General features: G+C 44.2%; 19 protein-coding genes and 1 tRNA gene. 9 read left to right on the top strand and 11 right to left on the bottom strand.

Annotation, left to right across the window (positions count from 1 at the left end):
- Positions 1–10 precede the first annotated feature (10 nt).
- From NF859_RS05720 to NF859_RS05700, 5 genes are all read right to left on the bottom strand, one after another.
- Positions 11–838 carry a FlaD/FlaE family flagellar protein gene (locus NF859_RS05720; protein WP_252743399.1) on the bottom strand — a complete coding sequence of 276 codons (828 nt, stop codon included), beginning with the start codon at positions 836–838 and terminating at the stop codon, positions 11–13.
- Complete coding sequence (locus NF859_RS05715) at positions 835–1,329, bottom strand: flagella accessory protein C (RefSeq protein ID WP_252743398.1); 495 nt, start codon at positions 1,327–1,329, stop codon at positions 835–837. Before NF859_RS05715 ends, NF859_RS05720 begins: the two co-directional genes overlap by 4 nt.
- Before the next feature lie 64 nt (positions 1,330–1,393).
- Positions 1,394–2,044, bottom strand: a complete 651-nt coding sequence (locus NF859_RS05710; protein WP_252743397.1) for a flagellin — start codon at positions 2,042–2,044, stop codon at positions 1,394–1,396.
- A gap of 189 nt (positions 2,045–2,233) precedes the next feature.
- Entirely contained in the window at positions 2,234–3,196 is a 963-nt protein-coding gene (locus tag NF859_RS05705) for a class I SAM-dependent methyltransferase (protein ID WP_252743396.1), read from the bottom strand.
- Positions 3,197–3,206: 10 nt separating this feature from the next.
- Positions 3,207–3,527, bottom strand: a complete 321-nt coding sequence (locus tag NF859_RS05700) for a helix-turn-helix domain-containing protein (protein ID WP_289846438.1) — start codon at positions 3,525–3,527, stop codon at positions 3,207–3,209.
- A 354-nt stretch (positions 3,528–3,881) separates the two neighbouring features.
- Between NF859_RS05700 and NF859_RS05695 the strand changes: the two genes are divergently transcribed.
- From NF859_RS05695 to eno, 4 genes are all read left to right on the top strand, one after another.
- The gene (locus tag NF859_RS05695; protein ID WP_004069207.1) at positions 3,882–4,070 is read left to right on the top strand and encodes a hypothetical protein; all 189 of its coding nucleotides are present in this window, start codon (positions 3,882–3,884) and stop codon (positions 4,068–4,070) included.
- Complete coding sequence (locus tag NF859_RS05690) at positions 4,039–5,331, top strand: sodium:solute symporter family protein (protein ID WP_252743394.1); 1,293 nt, start codon at positions 4,039–4,041, stop codon at positions 5,329–5,331. Before NF859_RS05695 ends, NF859_RS05690 begins: the two co-directional genes overlap by 32 nt.
- 93 nt (positions 5,332–5,424) lie before the next feature.
- Complete coding sequence (locus NF859_RS05685) at positions 5,425–6,612, top strand: M48 family metalloprotease (protein WP_252743393.1); 1,188 nt, start codon at positions 5,425–5,427, stop codon at positions 6,610–6,612.
- Between the two features lie 45 nt (positions 6,613–6,657).
- Positions 6,658–7,950, top strand: coding sequence for a phosphopyruvate hydratase (gene eno, locus NF859_RS05680; RefSeq protein ID WP_252743523.1), 1,293 nt, complete (start codon positions 6,658–6,660; stop codon positions 7,948–7,950).
- A gap of 53 nt (positions 7,951–8,003) precedes the next feature.
- Here eno and NF859_RS05675 read toward each other — a convergent pair whose 3' ends face one another.
- The gene (locus NF859_RS05675; RefSeq protein ID WP_252743392.1) at positions 8,004–8,684 is read right to left on the bottom strand and encodes a fibrillarin-like rRNA/tRNA 2'-O-methyltransferase; all 681 of its coding nucleotides are present in this window, start codon (positions 8,682–8,684) and stop codon (positions 8,004–8,006) included.
- A gap of 5 nt (positions 8,685–8,689) precedes the next feature.
- Positions 8,690–9,934 (bottom strand): C/D box methylation guide ribonucleoprotein complex aNOP56 subunit, encoded by a 1,245-nt coding sequence (locus NF859_RS05670; protein ID WP_252743391.1) that lies wholly within the window; start codon positions 9,932–9,934, stop codon positions 8,690–8,692.
- 188 nt (positions 9,935–10,122) lie between these two features.
- Here NF859_RS05670 and NF859_RS05665 point away from each other — a divergent pair, with 188 nt between their 5' ends.
- Genes NF859_RS05665 through NF859_RS05655 form a run of 3 tightly spaced genes read left to right on the top strand, consistent with a single transcriptional unit; the run spans position 10,123 to position 12,753 of the window.
- Positions 10,123–11,175 (top strand): hydroxymethylglutaryl-CoA synthase, encoded by a 1,053-nt coding sequence (locus NF859_RS05665; protein WP_252743390.1) that lies wholly within the window; start codon positions 10,123–10,125, stop codon positions 11,173–11,175.
- Positions 11,176–11,185: 10 nt separating this feature from the next.
- Positions 11,186–12,343 carry a thiolase family protein gene (locus NF859_RS05660; RefSeq protein ID WP_252743389.1) on the top strand — a complete coding sequence of 386 codons (1,158 nt, stop codon included), beginning with the start codon at positions 11,186–11,188 and terminating at the stop codon, positions 12,341–12,343.
- A gap of 2 nt (positions 12,344–12,345) precedes the next feature.
- Positions 12,346–12,753 (top strand): Zn-ribbon domain-containing OB-fold protein, encoded by a 408-nt coding sequence (locus NF859_RS05655; RefSeq protein WP_252743388.1) that lies wholly within the window; start codon positions 12,346–12,348, stop codon positions 12,751–12,753.
- On the opposite strand, the gene NF859_RS05650 is transcribed toward NF859_RS05655, so the two are convergent.
- Positions 12,754–13,242 carry a GNAT family N-acetyltransferase gene (locus NF859_RS05650; protein WP_004068233.1) on the bottom strand — a complete coding sequence of 163 codons (489 nt, stop codon included), beginning with the start codon at positions 13,240–13,242 and terminating at the stop codon, positions 12,754–12,756.
- Between the two features lie 80 nt (positions 13,243–13,322).
- Between NF859_RS05650 and NF859_RS05645 the strand changes: the two genes are divergently transcribed.
- Complete coding sequence (locus tag NF859_RS05645) at positions 13,323–13,856, top strand: multiprotein bridging factor aMBF1 (protein WP_252743387.1); 534 nt, start codon at positions 13,323–13,325, stop codon at positions 13,854–13,856.
- Here the strand turns inward: NF859_RS05645 and NF859_RS05640 are convergent, their stop codons facing one another.
- Positions 13,857–14,240: a DUF356 domain-containing protein gene (locus NF859_RS05640; protein WP_252743386.1), complete on the bottom strand. Its 384-nt coding sequence runs from the start codon at positions 14,238–14,240 to the stop codon at positions 13,857–13,859.
- 68 nt (positions 14,241–14,308) lie between these two features.
- Positions 14,309–15,742: a S8 family peptidase gene (locus NF859_RS05635; RefSeq protein ID WP_252743385.1), complete on the bottom strand. Its 1,434-nt coding sequence runs from the start codon at positions 15,740–15,742 to the stop codon at positions 14,309–14,311.
- Positions 15,743–15,946: 204 nt separating this feature from the next.
- On the opposite strand from NF859_RS05635, the gene NF859_RS05630 reads away from it, so the two are divergent.
- A tRNA-Val gene (locus NF859_RS05630) sits at positions 15,947–16,024 on the top strand.
- Positions 16,025–16,154: 130 nt separating this feature from the next.
- Here the strand turns inward: NF859_RS05630 and NF859_RS05625 are convergent.
- The gene (locus NF859_RS05625; protein WP_252743384.1) at positions 16,155–16,712 is read right to left on the bottom strand and encodes a hypothetical protein; all 558 of its coding nucleotides are present in this window, start codon (positions 16,710–16,712) and stop codon (positions 16,155–16,157) included.
- Between the last annotated feature and the right edge of the window lie 160 nt (positions 16,713–16,872).

Genomic DNA, 16,872 nt, shown 5'->3' with positions numbered 1-16,872 from the left:
CCCTATCCCCTTAAACCCCATAAACATGTTCCAATATCTTGTTCATCATCTTTAGTTCCCTTTCAATGGAGTTCAGCACCTCTGGAGTTATCCTTGTACCCCTTAACCTTTCAATGAACAGCAGTGATATTAGGTGATCCTGAATAGTGAGCTTGTCATCAGGCTTCCAGTTTGGCTCTCTCTGGTGAGGTCTAGTTCCGTTTGCATACTTTAGCAGTGTTTCAAGGACTTCTTCGGATATCCAGCCTATTGTATAGTAAAACTCGAGCACATTCTCCAGATTCTGCATTCCAGCCCTCTCTATGAGGAATCCCAGCCATTTTAAGGCTATCATCGTGGAGACTGCATCATCAGGGAGTTTTTCCAATCTTGCCCTGTTTTTTGTGGGTGTTATCAACACGTCTCTTATTTCCTTAGGGATTTGGATTTCCTCAGTCATTGAAAACTCCCCCTTACCTTCTTCTTCAAATTCCCTCTCCTCCTTCGGGGGTTCAACCCTTTCAAACTCAATTCTTTGTGGCTCCCAGTGGGTTGAATTTTCTACGATTCCTGTGTTCTGATTCTCAACTCTCTCAAAGGAGCTCCGGTTTTCTGATAATTTTTCCCTTATCTCCTCTAGATACTTTCCTATTTCCTCTATTCTTTTGTCTAATCTCTTAAGCCTCTCAACTTGGCTTGAATAGTTCTCGAGCACCTTCTTTATTATAACATCAACCTGTTCAGGCGTTAGTATGTCCATCTTTGAAACCAGCTTGTCCCTTAGGTCTTTAATGAGGACGCTTGGCACTTTCCCTTGGAGTTCCTGTAGTTTTGCATCTATTTCATTTTCAGTGATCATGCTTCTCCCTCCGAAATTGCCTCATAGATTATCCTATCTAGATCAACACCGTGGTAGGCAAGCAGCCTTAGATCCGCCTTTATTTGGGCTATCTCCTTTCTAATGTCATCTATTTCTTGTTTTAACTCGTGGATTTCTTTCATTATTGGGTTCTCACTCTCTAAGTCCCTGAAAGGATTGATCTCTTGGGAGACGACCTCATAAAGCATCATAACGTCTTTGATTGTCTTGTCGAGCTTTTCTATGTCTTCCCTGAGCTCCTGAATCTGGCTTTTTAGGGTGTCGATGTTTACCTTTATTCTCGGAAGCTCGTTTTCGATTTCATTTAACCTGTTCATTACCATGGTCAGCCTTTCTTCTTCCTCTTTCTTCTGCTCCTCTGTTGCTTGTGGTTGTTCACTTAATGCAAGCTCCAGCTTATCCTCTCTAACCTCTTCCTTCTGTTCTTCTGGCTTTTTCTTGAACTTCTCTTTCAAATAGCTGAACGACATTGCTGGTCCCTCCAAAAGTTGGTGGAATAAAGAGAATGTAAGGAAAAAATCAAAAGAGCTGGCGTCACTTGAGCTCTATTATGTCATTGGTTCCATAGCTTGGAGGTGTGACGACCTTGGTGTAACCTGGAGCACCAAATTCTGGTCTAACTTCGATTGTGACTTCGGTTCTTGTTGGGATTGCACTGCCAAATACGGAACTTGCATCCACGGTGAGAATTACAATATCACCGGCATTAATAGTTGGATTGCTTGATGTGACTGAGCCGTCAGCATCTTGAACTACTATTATTCCAAATGTTTTAGTTGTGGGATATTTCGCTGCAGTTCCAAAGACATTTCCGTCAAAAGCGCTATCATCTGTAAATGCAGTGGAATTATAGCTAAGTACATAGGCGTTGGTTCCATCACTTATATACACTTTGGCTTGACTTAGGTCAATTGCCTCACTTCCTGCGTTTGGTGAAATATATATAGCAAGTTTGTCTATTCCGGTGTGTGTTGAGTTTACATGTCCTGTAACTTTGTCAATCTTCACTCCACTGGCGACTTCTTTTGTTGTCTGCCTGCCTGTTGCTTCTGCTCTTTGCTGGAGGTAGCCGCTGGTGTTGATGAGTACTGCTGCGGCTACTGCAGCTACTAGCACCATGGCTATGAACACTATCAGGGTACCGATACCAACGGCACCCCTCTTCTTACCAAAAATCTCCTTCATCTCTTGGCACCTCCGTTGGAAGTTTTGCAATATATGCTGGAAAGGTTTGTATATAAAGCAATTTTTTGTTTTTACATTGGTTTTTGCACATGTAGGTACATATGTAGGTACCTACTAACTTCAGGTAGTAATTATAAAAAGAGGCAAACCAAATGAGCAAAAATGCAAGTTGGGAAGAATAGTAAAAAATCAATAAAGGGGCTCAAGAACAAGAATGGACTTACCGTATTCCGTTATCCTTGCTTCCTTTCCGTAATATTCGAGGGCATCAACTATATCGGCTTTTCTCGGGAACTTGTGGAACTCTTTAGTTAGCCTTTCAAAGAACTCCCAGCCGGCTATGTTTTCAAAGTTTTCTCTGAAGGGCTCCACTATTATCAGCTTTCCTCCCTCATCGACGAAATCGAGCGCCTTTGCTACAGTCTGGTGAACTTCCGGGATGTACTCAAGCACGAAGCTCATTATCACAACATCATACTTTCTCTTTGGTATTGCGTTTCTTATGTCCATCTCCTTTAAACTTACCCAGTCCATGCCTAAATCTCTAACCCTTTGCTGAGCAATGCTTAAAAGTCCCGGAGAGAAGTCAATACCCACGTATTCACCGTTTGGACCCACGTATTTTCCGAGCTCCACTGGGGAAACCGATCCACATCCTAAGTCAAGAACTCTAAGGCCATCTCTGAGGTTGCCTACCTCGGCTATTATTTCCCGGTATAGGGTGTTGAGTGGGTTCGAAAGTCGAATGTCCCAGAAGTCTGCATCCTTGTCAAAGTCCATCATCACCTTGGAGTTTTCGAATGACAAAAACGCATAGTTAGCCATTTCAACGATCTTATCCTGTATTGGAATCCATTCCGGAATTATATCCTTTAACTTATCGTATTCGAGAAGAAACGTCCTCAGGAATTTTTTACTGCTTATTCCCATCTCGTTAATCTCTATAATGCCGAGATCGTAGTATGTGCTAAGGAGTGATTTTAGATAGGGCTTATTTTGAACATCTATTGAATTTAAAAGCTCCTCAAGGGTTTTAGCTTTGTCAATATTTTTAAAGACTCCCAATTCAAGACCTATCTTTATTACATTAAAGAAAGAGAAATCAATTAGGGTTTCCAGATTAAAGTCAAACTTTTTTATTTGATCTTCCATCTTTGGCACCTCACATAAATCTGGTGTAGTATGTTTGATAGGTTTTTAGAAATTCTACAACTTTTTTTCCGTATTCGGTTAACCTGTAGTACCGAAAACCGTTTTGATTGACCTCTTCAACAAGCCCAAGATAAACGAGAGAGCTTTCTCCATTGTATCTGTTACCCATGCCAACAAGGGCACCCTTTACGTTTGAGGGATCAGATCTGACAACCCTGGCAATCTCCGAAAGATAAGTCCCAGAAGGATAAATCTCGTTTAGATAAAAGAGTATCCTTTTCCTTAGCTCGCTTCTGTGTAATGATCGTAACACATGCGGGTCAATTATCAGCCCCACTGCTCTCACCCCCTAGAAAAAGTAATAATACTAGTCCTATCACACCCAGTAACATAAGGATTGTAGAATATTTAAGATTTTCGGTTTTGTTTTGTAACTTGTGTCATATATTGGATGTTAGTGTTGTAATTAAATCAAGGACATTCCAATTTTGGGAGCTATATTACAATGCTCTTGCTGCATTCTTAATCTTTTGCCAGCAAATTTTTTTGGGCTTAAAACATATGGAAATCATAATGAGTGGGTACTCTTGTTTTGACGTTTTTTGTCATTTTGTCAATTTTTCTTCCAAAAACTTTAAATATCTTTCAAAGCTCTTTGGTTTGTACTTTCAAGAGGTGCAGAAAAATGAGCGTAGTTTGGACGACACTTGTTTTGTACATGGGAGCAATGCTAGGAGTTTCAGCGTATGCAAGGAAGTACATTAAAACCTCGGCCGACTTTTTGGTGGCCGGGAGAAGGCTTGGATTAGCATTAACTACCGCAACTTTGGCAGCCACTCACTATGGTGGTGGCTTTCATCCTTGGAGGAGCTAGCTGGGGAGCCACCTACGGGTTAGGAGGAATTTGGTACGGTTTTGCCTGCGGTCTGGGACTTCTTCTCTTGGGTATAACCCTTGCAAAGCCTATGCGTGCTTTGGCCTTGTACACAGTCCCAGATGTCTTAGAGATGCGCTATAAGAGTAAGGCAATAAGGCTTTTGGCAGCAACGCTATCGCTTTTAGCCCTTGTGGGTATACTTGGGGCGCAGGTGTGGGCAGCATCGGCAGTGTTTGAAGCCATAGGATTGCCGGGAACTGCTGGAGCAGTATTTGCCACGTTAATTTTCATAGCCTACACTGCCTTCTCGGGGTTATGGGCTGTGGCATTGACAGATTTTATTCAAATAATACTTGGTAGCATTGGCGTTTTGGTTGCAGTGGTTCTTGGGTTAAACAAAGTGGGCGGCTTTGACGGCTTAAAAGTGAGTCTTTCATCAATTCCAAATCTGCCTCAAGCAAGCGGAGAATACTTCAACTTCATGTCACTTGGGGTTTCGCTCTTTGCCCTAACGTTAGCAGCAACGGTGATGTATACTCTAATAGGGCAAGACTTTTACCAGAGGCTCTTTGCATCAAAAGACGAGAAGACTGCAAGAATGGGAGCAATTTACAGTGGAATCTTGCTTATGGCTTTGTCATTCCTTCCAGCTCTTGCAGGAATGCTTGCACTGGCCCTTTCTAATGATCCTCAAGCGATAATCGATTCACCAAAGACTGCAGTGCCGAAACTAGTGATCACAGTGTTTGGAAGTGGAGTGGGAGCAATATTCGTTGCCGCAATCCTCGCTGCAGTGATGAGTACTGCCGATTCCCTATTATCAGCAGCAACCTCTCACGTAGTTAAAGACTTTTACCAGAGCTTTATAGAACCAGAAGCAGAGGATAAAAAGTTGCTAAAACTTTCAATAGTGACTACAATAATCATAGGCCTTTTGGCGCTTGTGGCAGCGCTTACGATTCAGGGAATAGTTGAGCTCCTTATATACTCCTACGACATCTATACCTCGGGAGTCTTTGTGCCGTTGATACTCGGAATCTATTGGAAAAGGGCAACAAAAGAAGGGGCTTTACTTGGAATGATAGCGGGTTCATTAGCGGCGGTTGTTGGAATAACTGGGATAGTGAGCTTCAGCTACTGGGAGTACATTTACGTTAGTGGTGCACTCGTCTCAGCAGTTGTCATGGTGCTTGTTAGTCTTTTGACTTCTGCAGAGCCTGTGGATAAGGAATTTGAAACGGCTTTTGAACTCGGTTGAACCTTTCCTTTTATCTTAACTTTCTTTTTATACTACTTAATAAAGTAAACTTTAAAAAACGTTAGATGGAGTTCTTCTTGAGGTGGGGATTATATGGAGTGGGAAGCACTATTTCTTCCACTGCTCGCGATCCCAATTGCTTGGGTTATCGGAAGAGGAGTCTTGAAGGAAGAACGACCCGAGGAAGAGCTCAAATATAAACTAATTAAAAGAGAGCTAATTTCTATAGGTCTGGCTTTAATTCTTATGGTATCCACATTTTTGGTTCTCGGCTTTGAAGGTATTGATTCGTTGTTGGCCAGATTTGAAAACTCCAAACTAGAACCTATAGTATTTTTGGGAGTTTTCTCTGGCCCGGGTATTTTGGCCATAATCATTATTACCTTGATTTACGTAAATTTTGAGAGAAAAGTTGTCCCAAAAGTGCCTGGTTCCGAGGAGATCCCCGCTTGGAGAGTTGTATTGATGCTTGTAGTATTCATTTGCTTGATGCTTTCATGGCCTCTCTTGTATTGGTTCTTTCTGTCCGATAAGATAGGAGACAGTATGCCTTTAACTGCCCTATCTTTTGCAGTTTATCTTTTTGCCATTTATATATTCCTTCCTTACATCTCTATGCTCTATGAAAAAGCAGAGAAAAATGAAGAGGTAGAAAAAGACCTTCTGGAGTTTTGTTCCTCTCTGGGAATCAAGGTAAGGGGAGTTAGGATAGTTGGTGGAGAAGAGGTGAATGCAATGGTTTCTGGAATCCTCCCGTTTTGGAGGTATATCACCCTGACAAAGCCTCTACTTGCTAACTTCACGCCAGAGGAGGTAAAGGCCATACTTGCCCATGAAATAGGCCACATAAAAGGAAAACACCTCTGGATAAACTTTGCCGTGTCATTTGGATGGTTTCCAATTGCTGTTGGCTTCATTGAAGGCCTGGATCGTTTGGAAGAGTTTTTTAACTTTTCTCTTGTTAATATGGGCTTCAGGATAACGTTTGTGCTACTCGTGGGGATATTCGCTATACTGTATATAGGATACTTCTACGTTTTTGGAGGGTATGTTTCGTTCAGAAATGAATTCAAGGCTGATGAATATGCTGCAAGGGTTGTGGGGACGGAGGCAATGTTCTCGGCTCTTCAAAAGATCGCTAGATTTAACAAAATTCCGAGCAATACTCCAAAGTGGTTCAACTTTTTCAACTATCACCCCTCTATTGAGGAAAGACTTGAGAACCTATACCGCAAGTGTTCTGCAGAGAATGAAAATGTGGATCACTCGCCGGTTGTGTGAAAAAGCTTTAAAGAGAAACCTCAAATATCACCCGAGGTGAAAGCAATGGAAAACCCCTTCGAAATTACTGGAATTGTGGCAAGGGAAATTTTGGATTCAAGAGGAAACCCAACAATTGAGGTTGATGTCTACACCCCAGTCGCTATGGGAAGGGCGGCAGTGCCAAGTGGAGCCTCAACGGGAATTCACGAGGCTCTAGAGCTTAGAGACGGCGGAAAGAGATACCACGGAAAGGGTGTTAAGAGAGCCGTTGAGAACGTTAACAAGATAATCGCTCCCGAGCTAATTGGTATGGACGTTACGCTTCAGAGAGACATAGACATGCTCATGCTCGAGCTCGATGGCACAGAAAACAAGAGCAACCTTGGTGCAAACGCTATTCTTGGTGTCTCTTTAGCCGTTGCAAAAGCCGCAGCCAATAGCCTTGGAATGCCCCTCTACCGCTACCTTGGGGGAGCGAACGCTTATGTTCTGCCTGTTCCGATGAGCAACGTTATCAACGGAGGTGCACATGCGGGTAACGATTTAGACTTTCAGGAGTTCATGATCATGCCAGTTGGTGCGAAGAGCTTTAGAGAAGCCATTCAAATGGTAAGCGAGACATACCACACCCTAAAGAAGATTCTCATGGAGAAATATGGTAAGTTAGCAGTTAACGTTGGTGATGAAGGAGGCTTTGCACCACCGATGAAAGAAGTAACCGAGCCTTTAGATGCCCTCGTAAAGGCTATTGAAGAGAGCGGTTACAAAGTCGGAGATGAGATAGCTTTTGCCCTTGATGTTGCATCAAGTGAGTTCTATGAAGAGGAGAAGAACGTTTATGTCGTTGGGGGCAGGGAATACACGAGAGAAGAGCTTATCGATCTCTACAAGGAGCTTATCTCCACTTACCCAATAGTCTCAATAGAAGACCCAGTCCAAGAAGAGGACTTTGAGGGCTTTGCAATGGTCACAAAGGAGCTGGGTAAGAAAGTCCAGCTCGTTGGAGATGACATCTTCGTTACAAACGTCAAGAGGCTTAAGAAGGGCATCGAGATGGGCGCTGGAAACGCTCTGCTCCTCAAGGTAAACCAGATTGGAACACTCAGCGAAGCTATTGATGCCGCTTACCTTGCCTTTAGAGCGGGTTATGGGGTTGTTGTGTCCCACCGCTCTGGTGAAACGGAAGATTCAACAATTGCCGACATAGCCGTTGCCCTCAATGCAGGCCAGATTAAAACCGGTGCTCCAGCAAGGAGTGATAGAAACGCCAAGTACAACCAGCTCCTTAGAATTGAGGAAGAGCTTGAGGGAGTTGCATACTACCCAGGCAAAAAGTTTAGGAACCCATTGCTTTGATTCTTTTCTTTCTATAACATTTTGAAAAACGTTGAAAAATTTTGAAGAAAAGCTCAAGGCTTTCTCACAACTATCAGCGCGTGATCCTTCTCGTATGGCTCTAAGGAGATTCTCTCCACGACCTCAAAATATTCGCTGAGCTCCTTCTCTACTTCTCTGAACACCTCTTCCGGCTCTTTCGTGACGTCAATGCTTCTGCTCTTGATGGCAATCATTCCATAGCCTCCCTTCTTGAGGTAGGCTTTTGCGTTGTCTATTAGTATTTTGGCCTGCGTTGGCTGGGCAACGTCCTCAAAGATCACATCTACTTTTGTCACCAAAGCCCTGTATTCTTCAGGCTTTGTTGCATCCCCCAAAATGGGCACTATGTTTCTTCTTTCTTCCACGAGGGGGACTAGCTCTCTGAGGACTCTTGGTGAAAACTCGATACCAAATATTTTTCCTTCCCAGCCAACGATGTCACTTACGTGTGAAGCTGTCGTACCGCTTGCTATTCCGAGGTATAATACATTGGTTCCGGGCTTTATTGGGAAGTTCTTAAGCCCATTAAGGATCGCAGCGGCAAGTTTTGATCTATTTGGGTTCCATATCCTGTATTCCTCTCCTTCCCACTTAATAACCCTCTCACCATAAACCTTTTGACCGGGCACTAGGTTTTTAGTTGCTATCCTCTCGCTCCCATCATCCTCGATGACGACATAAACGCCGGGGAATTTGTGCTTCTTAACGTTCATTTATCTCACCTCCTTCTGCTTCCCTCTTTGCTTTTCTTTTTCTTCTTCTCTTTTCCTTTAAACTTCTTTCCTTTTTCCTTCTTTTTGAACCTCTTCTTTTTCTTCTCTTTCTTGGGCTTCTCCTTGCGCTTTGGTGGGTTGGGGTATTTCTCCTTGATCTCCTTGATTCTTGCCTCAATCTCCTTCTTGAGCTCCTCAGCTATGTATTCGCCGGAGAAGTAGTCCACCCTAGCAGCTATTGCCAGTTTTCCAGCCAAAGCCCTTGCAATTTTACCCCTCTGCCACCATGGGGACTTGTTGATAGCTGGATACTGGTAGATTACCCCGTGCTTTGGCGGCTTTGCACCGCTCCTTAAGTGTCTGAAGAGGGCTTTCTCTGCACCGAGAACTTGAATCGTTGAGGCAGGCATCATTGCGAGTTCTTTTAATCCTCCAGCGAGGCTTATCAGCCTTGCAGCTAATTTTGCCCCTACCAAGGCTTTTAAGTTTGGAGCAACGTCGTCCATTGCCTTGTCTATGTAATCTTCGATCTCACTTCTCAACTTGTACAGATCGTCAATTTCTTTTGCTAAGTCTTGGATAACCCTAATGTCCTTCTCATCCATCCATGCTCCCATAGTTTTCTCCTTTGCTTCGAGAATCTTTGCTATCTTGTTTTCACTCAATCCAAGGGATTCTAGGTTCTCTTTTGTGATGTTCTCTCTGTGTCCAATGCTCTTAACAAAACTCACGTACTGAGGGTGTTTGGGCAAAAGTTCATCAAGCTCTGGGAAGTGAAGCGAGTACCACTCCCTTAGTCTAGAGACGAGAAGATTTATGACCTTGTCAATGTCATCTAGCGCTTCTATAGCCTGAATTATCATTTTATCCCTTGCACCGCTCTGCTCCTGTATTCTAATTCTAGTTAAGGCCACTCCCACAGTGAAGTATCTTTCGAACCATTCTTTTCCCAGAAACTCCTCCGGGTTCTCTCTGAGCCTCTCTCCAGCTAAGTTGGGGAATTCAAATTCAGATTCGAAGCCAAGTTCCCTCACGTTCCTGCTTAGCCCTGGGTGTTCAAACACAAAACTTGAGTATCCTTTTTCTTTCAATTCTTCCAAGAGGGTAGTGAGGTCTTCTGTAACCTCCCCCTTTAGGAGCTTATCAAGTGCAATCTCCGGTTTTTCCGTGAAGATCCTTTTTCCTATTAGGTTGCCTTCTCCATCAAAGGCGTAAATACCCTGCACATTTTCGCTTATGTATGCTTTCATGAGCATCACCTTTTTTATTCTTTGTTGAAGAAGTATAAAAGAGTTGAGCTTTTAAACCTACTCCGTGATATGCTCTTATCGCTAATTGTCGAAAAAACGTTACACATTTACCGAAAGGCTTTTATAATGTACACCCTTAACCTTCGAGAGAACACATTTAAGCTAATCTTTTGGAAAGGTGATGCCCAATGAGAAGACTGCTGAAGCCAATAAAGGATGTCGGAATTGTTGGTTATGGTGCCTATGTACCAATGTACAGAATTAAAAACGAGGAGATCGGAAGGGTTTGGGGAGTAAGCAGCTTCCCCATTCAGGAAAAGTCCGTAAACAATTTGGATGAAGATGCCATAACAATAGGAATTGAAGCGGCAAGAAATGCTCTTAAAAGAGCTCAAATCGACCCAAGAGAAATTAGAGCATTGTGGTTTGGAACCGAATCCAAGCCCTATGCAGTCAAACCTTCTGCAACTGTTATTGCTGAGGCAATTGGAGCAACCCCAGATTTAGATGCTGCAGATTTTGAATTTGCATGTAAAGCTGGAACTGAAGCCTTACAAGCAGCTATTGGTTTTGTTGGGAGTGGAATGGCAAAATATGCAATGGCAATTGGTGCCGACACTTCTCAAGGAAGACCCGGTGATCACTTAGAATTTACTGCATCCGCCGGAGGAGCCGCTTATATCGTTGGTGAGAAGAGCTCAGAAACCGTTGCTTATTTTGAGGGAAGCTATTCCTACGTAACCGACACTCCAGATTTCTGGAGAAGACAGCACGAGCACTATCCAAGGCATGGGAATAGATTCACTGGAGAGCCTGCTTACTTCCACCAGATAATAAGCGCCGCAAAGGGCTTAATGGAAGAGCTGGGCTATTCGCCAAGCGATTTTGACTACGCTGTCTTCCACCAGCCAAACGTTAAGTTCCCACTCACAGCCGCAAAGATTCTCGGAATCCCCAAAGAAAAAGTCCTTCCGGGACTGTTAAGTGGAATAATAGGAAACACATACAGCGGTGCTACGTTAGTTGGCATTTCAGCGGTTTTGGACATAGCGAAGCCGGGAGACAGGATTCTCTGGGTAAGCTTTGGAAGCGGTGCAGGTAGCGATGCGTTCAGCTTAGTGGTGCAGGATGCAATTGAAGAAAAGAGAGACCTAGCGCCAAAGACCATGGATTACGTAAACAGGAAGAAATACATCGATTATGCCTTATATGCAAAGCACAGAGGTAAGTACATCTTGTGAGGTGGTTAAAATGAGGAAGCCAGTGATTATTGGTGTGGGATTGACTCCGGTTGGAGAGCACTGGAGGCTCGCCCTTAGGGATTTAGCCGTTGAAGCTTTGCTCAATGCCATGGAAGATGCGGGCGTTGATAAGGTGGATTCACTTTATGTTGGCAACATGGCTTCTGGTTCATTCGTTGAACAGGAAAACCTTGGGGCATTAATAGCTGATTGGGCAGGTCTTGGTAACATTCCAGCAGTTAAAGTTGAGGCAGCGTGTGCAAGCGGTGGAGCTGCAGTCCAAGAGGGAGTAAAAGCTGTTATGAGCGGTCTTGAAGATGTTGTTGCCGTTGTAGGCGTTGAGAAGATGACCGATGCCTGGCCAAGCGACGCTACGAGATATCTTGCCTATGCGGCAGATGCAGAGTGGGAGCTTTTCCATGGTGTGAGCTTTGTTGCATTGAACGCCCTTGTCATGAGGCTCTACATGAAGGAATACGGCTACACTGAGGAAGATTTAGCTCTCTTCGCAGTTAACGCTCACGCAAATGGTGCCAAAAACCCATATGCAATGTTCAAAAAGCCAATAACAGTTGAAACCGTTATGAAGAGCCCCTATGTAGCCGATCCACTGAAGCTCTTTGATGCTTCCCCAATAGCCGATGGAGCCGCTGCCGTGATAATAACCACCGAGGAGAAGGCCAAGGAGTTCGTGGACAAGGCGAAGATGGTCGAGGTTGCGGGAATGGGAAGGGCAATTGACACAATAAACCTCGCAAACAGAAAGGAATTCTTGTTCCTCAGAGCGGCAAAGGTTGCTGCAGAAAGGGCATATAAGATGGCCGGTATTGAGGTTAAAGACATAGACTTCTTCGAGGTTCACGATGCCTTTACCGTAATGGCCGCCTTAAGCCTAGAGTCAATAGGCGCCGCTGAGAGAGGAAAAGGTGCAATGCTTGCAAAAGAAGGGCAGATAGCAATAGATGGTGACTATCCAATTCAAACACTCGGTGGACTAAAAGCGAGGGGACACCCTGTGGGAGCTACGGGAGTTTATCAAACCGTAGAAGCAGTGTGGCAGCTTAGAGGAGAAGCTCCAAACCAAGTGCCTGATGCAGAGATTGGGTTAACTCAAAACATAGGTGGAACCGGTTCAAACATAACTGTAACCATATTGAGGAGGGTTTGAAGATGGGGAGGCCAATGCAAGTTGCCCGTTATTGGAGACACTTTAAAGAGAAATATCGCCTCATTGGAGGCAAATGTAAGAGCTGCGGTCACGTTCACTTTCCAAAGAGACCTGTTTGTCCAGAATGTGGAAGTCAAGAGATAGAGGAGTTCCAGTTCAGCGGAAAGGGCAAGGTGGTAAGCTGGACAATAGTGAGAAACCCACCAAGCGGCTACGAGTACTACAAGCCATACCCCATAGCCCTAGTCGAGCTCGAAGAGGGACCGGTGGTTTTAGCACAGCTCACAGATGTTGACCCAGAGGAGATAGACTTTGGCATGGAAGTAGAAATGGTCACGAGAAAGGTTAGGGAGTTCGAAGAGGACGGAATAATCCTCTACGGCTACAAGTTCAGACTTCCGATAAAATGACTACTTTTTCTCTTTTAGGTCTTTTACCATTCTTATCCATATGCCGCTCTTTCCCGCTATTTTGAAGCCGAGCTTTTTGTAAAATTCAATTGCTTTGGTGTTTTTTTCTCCGACCCACAGCTCTATTCTGTCGTTGTATTTGCTCAAATACTCCAGACATTTTTCCATAAGCTTCTTGCCAACGCTTTTTCCCTGGTAGCCCTTATCAACCACAAACTCGTGTATAGCCCCTACCACTCTATTCTCATATCTACTGTGCCAGTCGTTGTCACACACGATAAATCCAACTATTCTGTCACCATCTTTTGCCACAAAGAAGCCATCGCTGGCTTTGCTCCAGCACCACCTAAGATACCTTTTAGCATAGCTCTCTCCCTCTCCGCCATATTCTCTCATGCCTTCATAGCCCCTCATGTAGATCCCGACAAGGGTCTCGAGGATTTCTTGATCCATTTTCTTTAGCTTCTCTATTTTGATTTCATCCGTCATGTTCATCGGTGTTAGGTTATCAGATGGGTTTATAAAATCTAATCCTTAACTCAGAGTAGAGAGCACTGAAGGTGATTTTAATGGCAAAAGCCAAACCAAGGATTTGTGAAATCTGTGGGGCAGAGATTAGAGGACAGGGGCATACAATAAAAATAGAGGGTGCAGAGCTCTTGGTTTGTAACAGGTGTTACCAAAAGTACGGTAGGAAAAAACCCGGAACATGGAGTCCAATGCCCACTGGAAGAGAGCCGAGGAGAACTTACACATCAAGACCAAAGCCAAAACCAGCTCCAAGGAGGCAAAGACCGCTTTACACGGAGGATATTGTTGAGGATTATGCAGAGAGGGTTAGGGAGGCTATTCAAAAAAGCGGTTTAAGCTATGAAGAACTTTCCCACAAAGTGGGACTTTCTACCAACCTCCTTAGGAGAATAGCCCATGGGGAGTACATGCCAACCATAGAGGAGGCAAAGAAGCTCGAAAGATATTTTAGGATAACCCTAATTGAGAGAGTAGAGGAGAATGTGCAGGAAAAGGTTACAATTCCAAAGGACTACGAGCCGACCCTTGGAGACGTTGCGAATATAAGAATCAAGAAGAAGAAAAAGAAGTGATTACTCCTCGCTTTCTTCTCCCTTTCTGGATTTCTTAGGAGGATAAAACCCCTTCAGCACTTCAAAAGTTCCCCACATTTTGAGGAGCTCCCTATGAACGGGTGAATCCGGAGGGATAACTATTATGTGTGCTGGGGGGTGAATTTCCCTTAACCTGCCTATTGCCTTTGCAGGAGGCAGATCTATCTGTGCTACAACATGTGCGCGGTACTTCTTCTTGGGCTTTTCTCCCACAAGTTTCTCAAATGCCCAATCGGAGAGGGCTGGAGGTATTATCCTTGGCTTTCCCCTTATCTCCATCCCGGCATACCTAACGAGGTCTGCCAGCGCTATTAGTGCTTTGTCGAAGTTGTCTGTCCTTATCAAAACCATCGTGTTTAGCATATTCTCACCGAGAAGAGGTAAGCTGGTGGGTATTTAAAGATATGGCTAAGAAAAAGAAAATAAAGAAATCAAGAATCGACTGCTTCTACGGCAGCATCGGCTTGTACTAATCCTGAGCCTACAGCATCGTCTCCCCATGTTATGTTCTCGTATACACCTGCGGGGGACATAACTGAGGCGTTGTACCATGTTATTGGCATTGCTGTATCTTCAAGGATTCCTTCTACTATTGTTTGGTTTAAGTCTATAACATTATCTTCCATATCCTTTTGGAGCATCAATGCCACTATTCCGCTCACGTGTGGAGTTGCCATGCTCGTTCCACCGAGGTAGTAGTACTGGCCAGGAACTCCCTGCGCCCAGTATGGTGGGTGCGCGGCACCATAAGCAAGGTAAGGCCCAACTACCCAGCTTCCTGGAGCTAGGACGTCAAGATCCTGCCCGTCTTTTTCTCTTCCACTGAAGTCGGTTACGTAAACCTGTTCGTAGAGATCTTCTGGAACATCGAGAGTTCTCCACCATGCTTGCGCCGTCCACTCTCCAACCCATCCTGCGGCCCCAACCGAGATCACTGGCTCGTAAGCTCCTGGGTAGTCCATTCCAGCTTCTCCGTCGTTTCCTGCAGCGGCAACTATAAAGACACCTTGGCTTATAGCATAGTCTATAGCATATTTTTCAATTGGGCTTAGAGAAGGCCCTCCAAGGCTCATGCTTATGACTATTGGGTTGGTTTCATTATATGGTGGAAGCACTGCACCACCACTTTCTACTTCCTCTTTGTAGAGATCCGCGATGTACATTATTCCCGCGGCTATGTCCGTGCTCCAGCCGAACCCATAGTTGCTAAGGACTTTAACGGGGATTACCCTTGCATCGGGCGCTACTCCACTCACTCTGTATGCTCCATAGACCCAGAAGCCTATTATTGTGCTGGTTACGTGTGTTCCGTGGCTGTTGGTGTCAGCTTCCCATGCATTGGGGTTGTAGTGGGCGGTTAGTGCGTTTGCCGCTAGGAATGCTCTGGCAAACTCAGTGGCTATCTTATCCTCTTCGAAGTAGTCCCTCCAGTTGGGGACTAAACCTGTATCAAGAACCGCGATATAGACACCTTTGCCTGTATATCCCATTTCTTCGTGTACTGTGGGGACGTTTATCATGTCGAGGTTCCATGTGTAGTTCCCAAAGCCATATGGGCTTTCACTTGGAAGTGTCTCGCTTAGGGCGTAAACTTTTGTATCTTCTCCCACGCTCTTTACGAACTTGAGTCTTGAAATTCTCTTAAGGTCTCTGTCCTTTGCAGTTCCTGCTACAAACCCAATCTCATTAAACACATACAGAATGTTCATACCATTTGCTTTGAGCTCATTGAGCACATCTTCTGTTATTGGGCCATCTATCTGGACAAAAATGCGTTTTGGAGCGCTGTCACTCACTGCAGATACCGGCATCAGGCTTACTAACAAGGCAAAAACTAGTACTCCAACAAGCAGTTTTCTTTCCATTAACTTCCCTCCGACATATCTTTGTCATATATCTTAGCGTTGTTTATGTATATAAATATTCCCCATTGAGTGGAAAAATTTTTTAATGAACAAAAATTCTACAATCGAGAGAGGAATATAGTACAACGTAAAATGCTCAGATGGAGTGGAGGGTAAGAAAAATTTATAAGCAAAGCCTGGAGAGATATGAGTGGCTACTTGGGCGGGCCCGTGGTCTAGACTGGTTATGACGTCGCCCTCACACGGCGAAGGTCCGGGGTTCAAATCCCCGCGGGCCCACCACAACATTGATTTTTAGAAAACTTCTTCTGTTCTTGAAAGTTCATTAAGGTTGTTTTTAATCTTCATTAGAACTAAGAATTTAAAAGGTATAAGTTATAACAAAATCAAAAATTAAGAAAAGAAGCCCCAATCACCAGTTGGGGATGAACTCGTAGTCGATTCCCGGGGTGACGTCGTGTGCGTTCCAGGGTGCCATCGGTGGTGTGAAGTAAAAGCTAGTCACCGCGGTGTGCTTGAGGTAAACTACAAAGTCCTCAAGCTCCTCTCCCGTATCTGCACTTACGAACTCATGGTAGTGCACGTAGCCATGCTCTTTGAGCCATGCCTCTCTCTCAGGGCTGAGCTGCTCCGGCGGGACGTCTATTACGCCGTCAACCTTGTAGAGGAGTATTCCATAGGGATCGTTCATTGCCCAGAATGGCATTCCCATCATCATAGGTTCGTTGTAATGTAGGCCAATCACTCTTCTCGGACCAGTTTGGAGCCAGTAGTGTCCTGGGACATCCTGCTTATACGGTTCATCTGGATCAGGTATGGGCATCCCCTTGTAGTAGTAGCCTTGCCCGTCAATCATGACGAGATCGCCATGCTCAAACGCTTGGGGAACATTATCTACTGTAGGGTTCGCAAATGCGAAAGAAGCTACAAAAAACATAAACATTCCAAAGAAAGCTATAAGTTTTCTCAATTTCTCCACCTCCATGTTATGTGTTAAATTATGCTTTGATTAATATAAACTTCTTTGTTTACATAATGAGAACAATGTTGACAAAAATTTTGTATATAGAAAATGGAGTAAACCCAAAAACATTATAACTTCTTTTAGACTATTATCTATTGGCTAAGAT

This window comes from Thermococcus alcaliphilus, assembly GCF_024054535.1.
In the GTDB taxonomy this organism is placed as follows: Archaea; Methanobacteriota_B; Thermococci; order Thermococcales; family Thermococcaceae; genus Thermococcus_A; species Thermococcus_A alcaliphilus.
The sequence above is the reverse complement of the archived record's forward strand: the minus strand, read 5'-3'. Positions and strand labels throughout refer to the sequence as shown.

What these genes read in the sequence shown, in the direction of transcription:
- NF859_RS05720 (WP_252743399.1), bottom strand. Translation starts at nt 838, where the DNA reads ATGATCACTGAAAATGAAATAGATGCAAAACTACAGGAACTCCAAGGG.
- NF859_RS05715 (WP_252743398.1), bottom strand. Translation starts at nt 1,329, where the DNA reads ATGTCGTTCAGCTATTTGAAAGAGAAGTTCAAGAAAAAGCCAGAAGAA.
- NF859_RS05710 (WP_252743397.1), bottom strand. Translation starts at nt 2,044, where the DNA reads ATGAAGGAGATTTTTGGTAAGAAGAGGGGTGCCGTTGGTATCGGTACC.
- NF859_RS05705 (WP_252743396.1), bottom strand. Translation starts at nt 3,196, where the DNA reads ATGGAAGATCAAATAAAAAAGTTTGACTTTAATCTGGAAACCCTAATT.
- NF859_RS05695 (WP_004069207.1), top strand. Translation starts at nt 3,882, where the DNA reads ATGAGCGTAGTTTGGACGACACTTGTTTTGTACATGGGAGCAATGCTA.
- NF859_RS05690 (WP_252743394.1), top strand. Translation starts at nt 4,039, where the DNA reads ATGGTGGTGGCTTTCATCCTTGGAGGAGCTAGCTGGGGAGCCACCTAC.
- NF859_RS05685 (WP_252743393.1), top strand. Translation starts at nt 5,425, where the DNA reads ATGGAGTGGGAAGCACTATTTCTTCCACTGCTCGCGATCCCAATTGCT.
- eno (WP_252743523.1), top strand. Translation starts at nt 6,658, where the DNA reads ATGGAAAACCCCTTCGAAATTACTGGAATTGTGGCAAGGGAAATTTTG.
- NF859_RS05675 (WP_252743392.1), bottom strand. Translation starts at nt 8,684, where the DNA reads ATGAACGTTAAGAAGCACAAATTCCCCGGCGTTTATGTCGTCATCGAG.
- NF859_RS05670 (WP_252743391.1), bottom strand. Translation starts at nt 9,934, where the DNA reads ATGAAAGCATACATAAGCGAAAATGTGCAGGGTATTTACGCCTTTGAT.
- NF859_RS05665 (WP_252743390.1), top strand. Translation starts at nt 10,123, where the DNA reads ATGAGAAGACTGCTGAAGCCAATAAAGGATGTCGGAATTGTTGGTTAT.
- NF859_RS05660 (WP_252743389.1), top strand. Translation starts at nt 11,186, where the DNA reads ATGAGGAAGCCAGTGATTATTGGTGTGGGATTGACTCCGGTTGGAGAG.
- NF859_RS05655 (WP_252743388.1), top strand. Translation starts at nt 12,346, where the DNA reads ATGGGGAGGCCAATGCAAGTTGCCCGTTATTGGAGACACTTTAAAGAG.
- NF859_RS05650 (WP_004068233.1), bottom strand. Translation starts at nt 13,242, where the DNA reads ATGACGGATGAAATCAAAATAGAGAAGCTAAAGAAAATGGATCAAGAA.
- NF859_RS05645 (WP_252743387.1), top strand. Translation starts at nt 13,323, where the DNA reads ATGGCAAAAGCCAAACCAAGGATTTGTGAAATCTGTGGGGCAGAGATT.
- NF859_RS05640 (WP_252743386.1), bottom strand. Translation starts at nt 14,240, where the DNA reads ATGCTAAACACGATGGTTTTGATAAGGACAGACAACTTCGACAAAGCA.
- NF859_RS05635 (WP_252743385.1), bottom strand. Translation starts at nt 15,742, where the DNA reads ATGGAAAGAAAACTGCTTGTTGGAGTACTAGTTTTTGCCTTGTTAGTA.